The organism is Pseudonocardia asaccharolytica DSM 44247 = NBRC 16224 (assembly GCF_000423625.1).
GTDB lineage: Bacteria > Actinomycetota > Actinomycetes > Mycobacteriales > Pseudonocardiaceae > Pseudonocardia > Pseudonocardia asaccharolytica.
In genome coordinates this window covers 54,248-66,135 of sequence record NZ_AUII01000014.1, presented here as the reverse complement: position 1 = coordinate 66,135, position 11,888 = coordinate 54,248, and the positions used below count along the sequence as shown (strand labels likewise).

At 72.2% G+C, this 11,888-nt stretch carries 7 protein-coding genes and 1 tRNA gene; 4 read left to right on the top strand and 4 right to left on the bottom strand.

What is annotated here, in order from left to right; genetic code table 11:
* Positions 1 to 28 precede the first annotated feature (28 nt).
* From G567_RS0116020 to G567_RS0116005, 4 genes are all read left to right on the top strand, one after another.
* The gene (locus G567_RS0116020) at positions 29 to 1,180 is read left to right on the top strand and encodes a DNA polymerase III subunit delta' (protein WP_028930780.1); all 1,152 of its coding nucleotides are present in this window, start codon (positions 29 to 31) and stop codon (positions 1,178 to 1,180) included.
* A 69-nt stretch (positions 1,181 to 1,249) separates the two neighbouring features.
* Positions 1,250 to 1,326: transfer RNA gene (locus tag G567_RS0116015), tRNA-Thr, on the top strand.
* Positions 1,327 to 1,607: 281 nt separating this feature from the next.
* Entirely contained in the window at positions 1,608 to 1,931 is a 324-nt protein-coding gene (locus G567_RS35575; RefSeq protein ID WP_211223947.1) for an antitoxin VbhA family protein, read from the top strand.
* Positions 1,928 to 2,533 (top strand): Fic/DOC family protein, encoded by a 606-nt coding sequence (locus G567_RS0116005; RefSeq protein ID WP_028930779.1) that lies wholly within the window; start codon positions 1,928 to 1,930, stop codon positions 2,531 to 2,533. Before G567_RS35575 ends, G567_RS0116005 begins: the two co-directional genes overlap by 4 nt.
* Positions 2,534 to 3,101: 568 nt before the next feature.
* On the opposite strand, the gene G567_RS0115995 is transcribed toward G567_RS0116005, so the two are convergent.
* From G567_RS0115995 to G567_RS29275, 4 genes are all read right to left on the bottom strand, one after another.
* A complete protein-coding gene (locus G567_RS0115995) occupies positions 3,102 to 4,238 on the bottom strand; it encodes a TIGR02679 family protein (RefSeq protein WP_281169671.1) in 1,137 nt (378 codons plus the stop codon).
* A gap of 92 nt (positions 4,239 to 4,330) precedes the next feature.
* Positions 4,331 to 8,425: a TIGR02680 family protein gene (locus G567_RS29280; RefSeq protein WP_051233170.1), complete on the bottom strand. Its 4,095-nt coding sequence runs from the start codon at positions 8,423 to 8,425 to the stop codon at positions 4,331 to 4,333.
* Positions 8,422 to 9,600: a TIGR02678 family protein gene (locus G567_RS0115985; RefSeq protein ID WP_028930777.1), complete on the bottom strand. Its 1,179-nt coding sequence runs from the start codon at positions 9,598 to 9,600 to the stop codon at positions 8,422 to 8,424. Before G567_RS0115985 ends, G567_RS29280 begins: the two co-directional genes overlap by 4 nt.
* Positions 9,597 to 11,129, bottom strand: a complete 1,533-nt coding sequence (locus G567_RS29275) for a TIGR02677 family protein (RefSeq protein ID WP_037057451.1) — start codon at positions 11,127 to 11,129, stop codon at positions 9,597 to 9,599. The genes G567_RS0115985 and G567_RS29275 overlap by 4 nt, the downstream gene beginning before the upstream one ends.
* Positions 11,130 to 11,888: the final 759 nt, after the last annotated feature.

Here is an 11,888-nt window from a genome sequence, read left to right as displayed (position 1 = left end):
CGGCTACCGACACGAGGATGGTGCACCAGTGAGCGTGTGGCGCGACGTCGTCGGACAACCGGCGGCCGTGGCCGAACTGAGCGCCGCGACGCGGGATCCCACTGCGATGACCCACGCCTGGCTGTTCACCGGTCCGCCCGGTTCGGGCCGCTCGGTGGCGGCCCGGGCATTCGCCGCGGCGCTGCAATGCCCACGCCAGGGTTGCGGGGAGTGCGGCGTGTGCCGCACGGTGCTGGCCCGCACGCACGCCGACGTGCGCGAGGTCGTGCCCGAGGGGCTCTCGATCGGCGTCGGCGAGATGCGCACGCTCGTCCAGCTCGCGGCGCGCAGCCCGAGCACCGGGCGCTGGCAGATCCTGGTCATCCAGGACGCCGACCGGCTCGGCGAGCGCGCCGCGAACGCGCTGCTCAAGGCCGTCGAGGAGCCGGCACCGCATACCGTCTTCCTGCTGTGCGCGCCGTCCGACCATCCCGAGGACGTACCGGTCACCATCCGCTCGCGCTGCCGTCCGGTCCCGCTGCGGACACCCTCGCCCGAGGTGGTCGCGGAGGTGCTCGTCGAACGGGACGGGATGGACCCGGAAACCGCGCGATGGGCCGCCACCGTGGCGGGCGGGCATGTGGGCCGGGCGCGCTGGCTCGCCCGTGACCCGGAGGCTCGGCAGCGTCGCGCCGAGGCGCTCGACCTGCCGCTGCGTCTGCGCGGTCTCGGCGACGCCTTCGCCTTCGCCGACACGTTGGTCCGCACGGCCAAGGCCGAGGCCGCGGAGGCCGCCGATGTCCGCGACACCGCGGAGCGCGAGGAGCTCGCCGTCGCGATGGGCGCCGGCGGCGTGGGCAAGGGGGTCGCGGCCGCGGCCCGCAGCGCCAAGGCCGCGGAGCGTGAGCTGGAGAAGCGCCAGAAGTCACGCAGTACCCGCAACCAGCGCGACGCCCTCGACCGCACGATCATCGACCTCGCCGGCTTCTTCCGAGACGTCCTGGTCGCCGGCAGCGGCGCCCGCGTCGCGCTGGCCAACCCGGATCGGGAGGACGACGTGCGGCGCGCGGCCGGCGAGTGGAGTCCCGAATCCGCGCTGCGCAGGCTCGAGGCCGTCCTGGCCTGCCGCGAGGCGCTGAACGCCAACGTCAAGCCCGAGATCGCCGTCGAGGACATGCTGGTCTCGCTGCACCGCGGCTGAGCGTCGCGCCGAACCGACCGGGCGCCGGAACGGCGAGGGATGGTCGCTACACTGGGCCCCGCACCACCTGCCGCCTTAGCTCAGTCGGTTAGAGCGACGCACTCGTAATGCGTAGGTCTGGGGTTCGACTCCCCAAGGCGGCTCCACCATAACTGCAGCTCAGAGCCTTGCAGCTGTGCGCTCTGTGTTCTGGGTGTCTTCGACCCGACGCATTCGCGGAAACACTGTTTCGACTGCTGAGGTTCCGGCTTTGCCGCTGGTCAGCGGCTTCGGGTGATCGATCCTGTCTGCGGAGACTGTGGCATGACGGACTCATGCCACGGTGAGCGCGTTGTCCGGAGAGACTGAGGAAACGAGTGAGTTCGCGACCGCGACCGCGACCGCGATCGCGACCGCGACCGCGTACGCGTCTGCGTACACTGGTGGTGTGCAGCTTCCTGAGGTCCTGTCGTTCCGGGAGTTCCGTGCTGGTCTGGCCGCTGCCCTTCGTCGCGTGCAGGAGCCTGGTGCCGAGCCGGTTTTCGTGGGTGCGCACCGCCGTGCTGAGGCGGTGGTGCTGTCGGTGGAGCGTTACCAGGAGCTCGTCGCGGCGGCGGGGCGCCGTGAGGCGGTCGGCGAGGCGTTGGCGTCGGTTCGGGCGGAGGGGCTGGAGCCGAGTCCGGAGGGGCTGGTCCGGCTGGAGGCGGTGGCCGAGGGGCGATTGTCGACGGCGGAGGCGCGTGAGCACGTGCTGTCCCGCTATCGCCGGTGAGCGCAGCGGATCCGTACTTCGACGCCGAGTACGGGCTGCTGCGGAATCGTCTAGGGATCGTCGACCCGGTCGAGTTGGAGCAGGTCGAGGCGGAGCTGACGGCGCTGCGCCTCGTGGAGCTGCAGGACGACCCGCTTCCTGGCGGGTACGACCTGGCGCACCTGCAGGCGTTCCATCGGTTCGTCTTCGGCGACGTCTACGACTGGGCCGGCGAGCTGCGCTCGGTGGTGATCGGTAAGGGCGACGTGTTCTGCCTACCGCAGTTCATCGCGTCCTTCGCCTCGGACGTCTTCGGTCGTCTGGCGGGCAAGGATTTCCTGAGGGGCCTGGAGCGGCCGAGGTTTCTCGATGAGCTGGCGAACCTGTTCGCCGATGTGAACGCGTTGCACCCTTTCCGGGAGGGCAATGGTCGCGCGCATCGTGCGTTTCTCACCCAGCTGGCGGTAGACGCAGGATGGCGGCTTCGGTGGGCGTCGATGGATCCGGAGGAGAACGTGCGGGCTTCGCAACAGGCTCATCGCGGTGACATCCTTCCGCTGCGAGCGATGCTCGACGGCCGCGTCGATCCGGGTGAGCAGATACCTGCTCCGCGGTCGCACTGACGACGAGTAGGGCCTGGCCGCATCGGCTCGGGCGATCTCGGTTGGTTGCGTCGCATGCCTCGGTACGGTGCCGGGCGTGCGGACCCACTCGGCTGTGAATCGCGATGCGATACGTCGAGCAGACTGTCGTAGGGTCACTCAGGCCCGCGGCCCAACTCGTTCCTGACGATCGACTTGGTATCAGTACCGAGCCGCCCATCGCCGGAGCCGGCCTTGCCGGTGAGGGTGGAGAGGCCGCGTCGACGTGGAGTCTCAGCGCCATCCGACCTCACGACGTGCAGGCGTACACGGCGTCCTCTGGCAGCCTGACGCTTGACTGACGTAGCGCAGCCACGATGAGGTCGTGCGTGATGGCGATCTCGACGTCGCCGTCGGGCGCAACTGGGTTGCTCACGTCGTGCGCTACCCTCGCGGAGGGACATAGCTCTGTTCAGGACGCCACGCCGAGACGATTGGTGTCAGGCAGGCGATCTCCTCGTCGCGACACGATCTCGGCCTGCTTCACGCTCATGCGGCTCTCACGGGGGCAACGACACTCTCGGCGCGTCGGACACGGCCTGCCGTAAGCTCATCCAGCCCGGAGGTCCTGGAGCAGGTCGCCGACGACTCGCTCTTCCTCTACCGCTCGCCCGATCTCCGCCATGGCTGTTCCCAGTCCGAGGTCCCACGTGGGCGTCGCAGGCTCACCGGTGAGTAGTGAGCCGTGCATGCTGACCTCGCGGTAAGCGCCTTCATCGAACCGCCAGGGGGCAATGGGAAGGCGGGCGGCGAGATGGTTGGCGATTCGTACGCCGGGCCAGTCGAAGTCGCCGTGATAGCGAAATGCGGCTCCCACGTCGGCCAACTGTCGGAGAAGGGTGAGCGCGGCGACCCCCGGCTGTCCTCCGACGCACACCAGCGGACCGCTGTCGGCGCCCAACCGGTCCGCTGCCTCGGCCACCACGACCGGGTTCTCGCACACCGAGATGGTCGGAGCAGGGCCACTGACGCGGAGGGGACTACGGAGCTGGCGCAGGGTGACGACCGCCGGCTCTCCTGTCTCCCGTAGACCCGCCAGCATCCGTCCGGTCGCGGTGTCGGCCGCCACCGGGAGGTTGAGGACGAGGACGGTGGTCGACACCTCGTCGAGGACCAGACCGACCGAGGCCCAGACTCGACGGCGCCATTCCGCGCCGCTGCCATCACCTTCTCCGCCGAGCACTCGTGCGGCACTGAGAGCGAGCCCATGCACCGGACCACCCGGATCGAGTGCGTGTGCCGAGCCGAGCAGGCGTTCGGCGAAGCGGCCGATCGGTTCCGCCGGGTCCACCGGTAGGGCCTCGAGGACGACGCCGAGCCGTCCGAGCAGCTCACGCGCTCGTTCGGGTTCCCGGACGATCCGGCGCACTGCTCCGCTCGCCTGCAGCCCGGCCACCCAGGCCGCCAGGTCGTCGCGACCGGCGGCCGCCCGCTCGACCGGAGCGAACGCCTCTCGCCAAGCCGCAGCCAGTCGCGCCGCCGCCGCCGCGCGATCGTCGACCGGTCCGGTGAGCGCCACGACTGCGGCGCCGAGGCCGTCCGGGCACACTCCCGAGCGACACAGCACCGCGTCGACCGCTTCCAGACGCACGGTCACGGTGGCCCCGGAGCCAGCCGGTCTCCCCAGCAGCCGAGCCACCGCCACCCGCTGTGCCTCGGTGGCCCCGCTGAGCGTGACGGGTCCCACCAGGGGCTGACCGAACTCCAGTCGCCTGCGGACCCGGTCGCGCACCCACGCGAGGTCGGGTCCGCCGAGCAGACGCTCCAGCCGCGGGTCGCTCAGAACAGTGCCTCCTCGTCCGGGACCGGGGTGACCTGCTGCTCCGGTACGACGACGGGACGCGGCATGCGTTCGCGACGGCTCCCGTCCCAGCGCCAGTGGGTCACCAGGACCGCGGGAACCCCGTCCGCCCGCGCGAGCTGGGCGATCGACAGCCCCGGCACCTCCGGGTAGCAGCCCCACTCGCGCTCGCTTGTCATGACGACGTCGAGGTCGAAAGCGGCGAGCAGGCCGAGGTACTTGGCACGAGCGTTGTCATCCACGCCCGCGAACGCCTCGTCCAACATCACCAACCGGGGAGCGTGTGGGCTACCGGCCGAGGCGTAGTGCGCGGATGCCGCAGCGAACAGCGGAACGCTCGCGGCGAGGACCCGCTCGCCGCCCGAGGCCGGGCCGGTCGCGGGACGCCACTGCCCGTTCTGGTGCCGCTTGATCGCGAAGCGGTGCCACGACCGGTAGTCCAGGGCCAGGGTGAGGTGCTCCAGCCACGTGCCCTTGTCGTCCGCCGCACGCTCCGCGGCGATCCGCTCCTGCAGGAACCCGCCGACCGCCGTCCGATCCTCTTCGGACCACGCGTCGGAGGTCTGGCGGAGCAGGCGCCGGCGCGCCTCGGCCAACCCAGGCGGCCCGTCGTCGACCGGGAGCCAGTCCAGGCGCAACCGCATGCCGGTGCTGGTGGGGCGCGCCGCCAGCTCGTCGTTCATCCGGCGGACCTGTCCCTCCGCCTCGGAGATCAGCTCTTGCAGGGTGCTCGCCACCTCGTTGACCAGATGGTTTTCCAGGATCTCGCGTTCTCGCTCGTCGAGGAGTCTCCGCCGGTCCGTGATCTCGCTGCCGAGCGCCTCGGCCAGCTCAGGGACTGTGGCGGGCCGCCCGCGCCACAGGACCTCCACGACGATGCCGTCCGCCAGCAGCTCCGCCGAGACCCGGTGACCCTGGACCGCGAGCGCGTCGGTGAGGCCCTTGAGCTCGTCGTTGACCCGACGCTGCGCACGGTCCCAGGCCGTGTCGTAGTGCGGCGTCCCGTCCAGCTCCTGGTCGATCTGTCGGGCGAGCCGGACGGTGGGATCCGGCGCCCAGTCGTTCGCCGGGTCGGGCAGGGCGAGCTCGGGGAGCGCGACGGCGAGGAGGCCGGTCGCGGCGAACCGGCGCAGCTGCTCCGTCGCGGCGGCCCGCTCCGCCGCCGCCTTCTCCAGCTCCTGCCCCGCGGTCTCCCGCTCGCCCTCCGCACGAGATCGCCGCCCGAAGGCCTGCGTGTGGGCGTCGGAGCTCGCCCGGTGCTGGTCGGTGACCGTCCTGGTCTGCCGGTCGATCGAGGCCAGCCGCTCCTGCAGCTCCCGCACCGAGGCACCGACCGTTTCCTCGCGCGCGGCGTGCGCGGCGGCGCTCGCGCGAGCGCGGCGCTCCGCCTCCTCGGCCCGGTCGACGGCGAGCAGATGGGTCTCGGAGGCCGTCTGCAGGTCGGCTGCAGACCGCTGCTCCTGGTCCGTCGCGTGCCCGAGCGCCTCGGCGGCCGGCCACAACGCCGTCAGGGCGAGTTCGTAGCGATGGACGCCGGCCTGGACGTCGTCGAGGGCGGTGCGGTCCGGAGGCAAGTCGACGTCCTGGGCGCCCTCGGTGACCTCCGCTGCGGCCTGTGCGGCGGCCTCGGTCACCGCGCCGAGGCGACGCTCCGCCTCGACCCGGTCCTGCATCGTCTCCCGGTGTTGGGCGGCGAGGGCGCCGAGCGTCGCGTGGGCCCGCTGGAGCTCCGCGTCGTCCGGCTGAGCGGCGAGCTCACTATCCAGTGTGGAGCGCCGCCCAGCCAGCTCGGTCCGTTGGTCCGTGATCACCCGTTGTTCGTCCTCGACGCGGGCGACCTCCTCCCGCAGGACGACGAGCCGCGCCCGCCGGGCGGCGTCCCGGGCGCCGCGACCGATGTACTCCGCTGAGAGCTTGTGCCAGGAACCGGTGAGGGGCCCCAGCCGGAACCGACCCCGGTCGTCCACCCACACCTCGTCGCCCGCGCCGAACCCGATCGCGCCGAGCACCCGCTCCACGACGGCGACCGGGACGGCGGCCGCCGCGTCGTCTCCCGGGTCGGCCGCCGGCCGAAGGACGGTGGCGAGGGACGTCGTGGCGGCGCCGGCTGCCGGGGCGAGCACGACGTCCCCCACCTGGTCGCGGAGCACGCCGTCCGGGTCCACCCAGGCATCGAGCACTCCCGAGGCCTCCAGGGCCGCCTCCAATCCGGCCCGCCGATCGTCGGCGAAGTCGTCGGAGAAGTCGATCAGCCGCCAGAACGGCGCTCCGGGCCGACCGTCCCTGACCCCGGGATCCCGGGTGTGCGGTGCGGGTGGCTCGCCGTCCTCACCGGCCTCGAGCCGGGCGATCTCCCCCTGGAGTTCCGCGGTCCGGGCCTCGGCGTCGGCCGCACGGCGGTCCAGCTCCGTGGCCACGCGCGCGTGCCGGTCCGCGGCCGCACGGCCCGCTGCGTCGATCGCGACCCGGGCCGGATTCGGTCCGGCGAGGGTCTCGGCCCACAGGGTGGTGGCCTCCAGCACCGCGGCGACGTCCGCCACGACGAGCTCGACGGCCGCCGCGAGCCGGGACCGCAACTCGGTGAGGAAGACCTCGGCCGCGGCGGTGATCGCCGCCTCGGTTTCCGCCCGCTGGTCGGCGAGCCGCGCCAGGACGCTGTCGAGGCGGTCTCGCTCGGCACGAGCCTTGCCGGCTGCCGCTGCGGCCTGATCCGCGATGTCCAGGAGCTCGACGACGTGGCGGAGCGCGCGCTTTCGACGATCGACGAGTGCAGCGGCCGCGGTGCGCGGCGGATTGTGCGGTGTATCGGTGAGGACTGCGTCGATCTCGCGCAGGTGCTCCTCGGCCAGGAGGGCCGCCGCTGCGGCCTCCGCCGCCTGGCTGCGGAAGGCCGTGACCTGGTCCTGCTGGGTGTGGAGGTGCGTGCTCGCCGCGGTCAGCCGCCGCTCCCGGTCCGCGACCGCGGCAGCGTCCTCGTTCCGTCGGTTCGCGGCATCCGTCGCGGACTCCCGCGCCTCGCGCGCGGCCGTCCGGAGTCTCTCCAGATCGGCCGCCGCGTCCATGGCGGGGCTCGTGCGCAGTTCCCGGTCCTGTGCCTGCAGCTCCTCGAGCTGGGCCGCCAGCTCGTCGCGGCGTTCGAGAGTCTCGGCGACGGCGTAGTCGGCGTCCGCGTAGGCGGTCTCCGCCGTGGTGACCGCTTCGCGCGCCTGTCGATACCGCTGCTCACCGCGCCGCGGCAGCTCGGCCCGCCGCCGCGCGGCGACGGCGGCGTAGCGGCGGTAGTGCCCGAGGAAGGCCTGCGCCGAACCGTGCGCTTCCACCATCGCGGCGAGGTCGTTCCGATCCGCCTCCAGGGTGCGGAACGCATCCGCGACGTCCCTGATCACCGCCTGGTCCAACGGCGGCAGGGCCTCGGTGAGGGCGGCGGACAGCGCCTTCTCGTTGGGCCGCTTCGACAGCTGGGGCTGGCGCAGCTGGACGAGCAGGTCCACCAGCGCGCCGTACCGCTGCTCGCCCAGGCGGAACAGTGCCTCGTCGACCGCACGACGGTAGTCGCGCTGCTGGTCATGGACGGCCCCCCGTCCGGCCAGCGCGTCGGCGAGGCGCTCCCGGCTCAACGCCGTGCGGGTGGCGTCGAGCAGTGACAGCTCGGTTCCGACACGCTGGTCGGTGACGAAGAACCAGTGCTTAGCGATGCCGCGGCCCGCGACGGCCTTGAGCCCGCAGCCGATCGTGCAGAACTCGGTGTCGCCGTCCTCGCGGCGCCGGCCGAACTCCAGCCAGGTGTAACCGAACCGCTCGGAGTGCGGATGGTCGCCGCCGAGCAGCAGGTTCCACTCCATCCGCTTCTTCGGGTCGGCATCCGGCTCGACGCGGTGCGCGGACAGGTCCCCGTCCAGCAGGAACGGCAGCAGGAGCGCCAGCACCTTCGACTTGCCCGCACCGTTGTTGCCCCGCAGCAGGAGCCTGCCGTCGTGGAATCGGAACTCCTCGACGTCGTAGTAGAAGAGGTCGACGAGCCCCGCGCGCAGCGGCTGCCAGCGCTCGAGGGCGGGTTCCGGGAGCGTCGTCACATGACCTCCGGTTCTCCGACGGCGTAGCGGCTCAGGGCGGGCAGCGCGTGTACCTCGTCCCCCGCCCGGCGCACGAGCTTGAGGGCCTCCAGCCGCTGGAGGGCCTGGTCGGTCAGCTCGTTCTCGGCGCCGGGCTCCTGCGCCGCCCGCCGCCAGTAGGCGGCGTGGGCCTTCGCCTGGACTCGCAGGTGAGCCCGCAGGGCCGACACTCCGACGGGACCGTCCGCAGCGATGAGGTGTTCGGCGAGCAGCAGCGTGGCGTGCCCCTCGGTGCCCGTGTCCGGCATCCGGACGTCGGTGAGGTCGTCCGCCGGGTCGACCATCGCGATGCCCTCCGCGCGGACCTCGGGGACGAGGCCGGTCAGCTCGGTGATCCGGCTGGTCACGTGGTGGCGCTGGCTGGTGAGGTAGGCGAGCTCGGCCTCGTCGAGCTCGGCGAGGTACACGACGGGATCGTCCAGCAGCCGACGGGTGAGGCTGCGGCGGATCTGTTGGTTGCGCAGGTCGTCCGTGGTCGGCAGGAGCTCCTCCGTGATCATCGCGAGGCGGGTGTCGGGGTCCGTCGCGGTGACGGTCGACGGGCCCCGCGGCGTGACGATCAGGGTGGCCAGCACCCGTCGGTCCACGTCGTAGAGAACATCCCCGTCCGCCCGGACGAACGCCTCCTCGTCCCCGGCCACCCGAGCCAGGATCCCGAGCTCCAGCAGGAGTCGGACGACGGCGACGAGATCGCCGCGCTCGTCCCGCCGCTCCATGGTGAAGACGATCTCCGCTGCGGCGAGCTCCGGGGCCGAGGCACCGAGCACGACCTGCTCGGCCAGCCTGCCGAGGGTGATCTGCGCGTCCGCGCGCTCCAGCGCCGCCAGCGCCAGGCAGAACAGGACGTAGCGGCGCCGGGTGAAGGGCGCCTTCGTACGACGGTCCCGTGCGGGGTGCGTGGCATCCGGCTCGGTCGTGGTCTTGACCAGCCGCGCCACCTCGCCGTCGACGTGGAGGCGCCAGCCGGTGTTCCGGCCGAACCAGTCCCGCAGCTCCTCGGCCCGGCGTCGGACGAGCACGTACTGCTCCGCCGTCGGCCCGCCCGCCTGCAGCACCGGCCTGCGGAGCAGGGCACGCGCTGCACGGTGCAGATCGGATCGTCGTGCGCTGTCGACGGCGTCGAGTTCGGCGCTCACGCGGTGCGCTCCACCTGCTCGGGCGCGGTGAGGTCGGTGATCCGCAGCAGGTGGTCCGGCCCGCGGAAGACGCCGTGCGGCGTGTCCAGCCGCACCTCCGAGGCCTGGTCGAGCACGGTCAGGGTGACCGCCATCGAGCCGTCCGTGGTGGTGGTCGACACCTCTCGCCGGCCCGGTCCCAGGGCCGAGAGCGCGTCTCCCAGCAGGCCCAGGAACAGCCGGAAGGGTGCGGTGTCCAGGTGGCCGACGTCCGAGAGCCGGACCGTGCCCTCGGTCGCCAGCGCGGCACGGGCGGCGACCACCTCCGCGGCCTCCCGTTCCGCCAGCTCGGCGAGGTGGCGGCGTGCCGCGGAGCGGTCCTCCACCCGAGTGGGACGTCCACGCCGCTCGTAGCTGCCGGTCCGTCGCAGCCGCGGGCTGATGTGCACCGACGGCGCCGCCGACCAGGACGTCGTGGGGGCTACGGGCTCCACCTCGCGGGCGTCCAACGTCTCGGCATCCACCGTGAGGTGGCGCGAGGAGTGCAGACCGAACGCCCCGCGCCACAGGCGGTGCCGCACGGTGTCGTCCGGTGCCTCGGCGAACCAGACCGCGAGGGTGCGGAAGTCCGCCGAGCGGTCCGACCGCCCCGCCCGCCGCTCGTTGAGCGCCGAGACCACGTGCAGGAGCTGGGGGACCGCCGCCCGGGCCTGCGACCGCAAGAGTTTGGCCTGGCTGGGGTGGCTGGGCGCGGACACGAACCACCCCCGGAACCCCGCCCACCGTTCCCGCCAGAGAGCCGCGAGCCGCACGAACTCGGCCTCCCGGGGATCGTCCTCGGCCGATGCGCCCGGCGCGGTGTCGGCCGCCTCGCGGCGGGCCGCCAGATCCAGCAACCGGTCGACCTCGCCCTCGTCCAGGTGAGCGACCAGCCCGGCGATCTCCCCACCGGTGGCCACGAGGTCGGTGATGAATCGCTGCAGGTAGGCGATCAGCCGGTCCTTGTAGGCGCGGAAGGCCTCCGCGTCCGTGTCCTGCATGTCGATCGACCGCTGGAGCGAGCCCATGAACGCCTGCGCGTTCGCCGCGAGATCGGTGAAGCGGTCCACGAGGGCGCGGAGCAGGAGGTGGACCTTGGCCGCGTCCGCCTCGGCGACTGACGCCAACTCAAGCAGCGCCCGCAGGTGGGTCGCGATGTCGGCGAGTGCGACGGCTTGCAGAGCGCCGCGCCTGCCGAGTGCCTCGTCGTAGACGCCGAGGGCCTCTTCCGCGGCCTCGCCCTCGGTGGTGAGTTGGTAGAGGAACCGCGCCCGATGGAACTCCTCGACGCTGGTGACCCGGCTGGTGTCGGGGTCAGCCCGCAGATTCCCCCAGCCCTGCAGCGCGACGAGCGCGGCGGTGACCTCCGCGAGCTCCCCACCGGCTTCTGCCCACACGTCCTCCGGCCGCAGGTGGACGGTGAACCGCCGCTTGGCCGCCACGAACACCAGCATCACCCGCCTGTAGAGATCGGCCTTCTCCACGGTGAGGTAGGTGAACGGACTGTGCACGGTTCTCCCAGGTTGCCCTGACTGGACCGCCTCAGGCTAGAGGACGACCCCGACGAACCTGGGTGCAGCAACAGCGGGAGCGCTGCTCCGCGAGCCACCCCGGCGCTCAGCCCGACGACAGGTCATCCTCGGCTGAGCCAACGCCCCACCCGGCAAAGATCAGCGCGTGGACCCAGGCGATCGAGCAGCTCCACGCTGGTCTCACCCACGGGTCTCCGTGTGCACTATGGGACCGACGACGTTGCCGAGATCTCGGCCCGCAGCGTGGCATGAGTGTGGCATGAGTTCAGCGTTCCCCGTGGGACGTCTGGCTGGCGGTGCTGGACATCGAGCGGACCACGCGGATCGGCTACGTCGGGAAGACCGAGAAGCATATCCGGCCGACGATCGGGCGGCTGCAGGTCGGCCGGATCAAGGTGGAGACGATCGAGGGGCTCTACGCGCAGCTGCGGCGGTGTCGCGAGCACTGCCACGGGAGAAGTTCGTGCAGCACCGCACCGAGGGCGCGCCCGTCTGCGACGAGCACAGCGCGCGGCGCCGGTGCGCACGGGAGGTGTCGGGCGATCCGACGGCACCGTGCCGATGGTGCGTGCGGGCCTGCCGGCCGCACGAATGCCGGCCGCTGTCCGCAGCCAGTATTCGGGTGGTGCACGCGATTCTCAGCGGGGCGTTCGGGCGGGCCGTCCGGAATCCGGATACCTCATGCCGTGAGCATGCACACACCCGACCGCCGACGTCCGCACGACGGACCACCCGAAA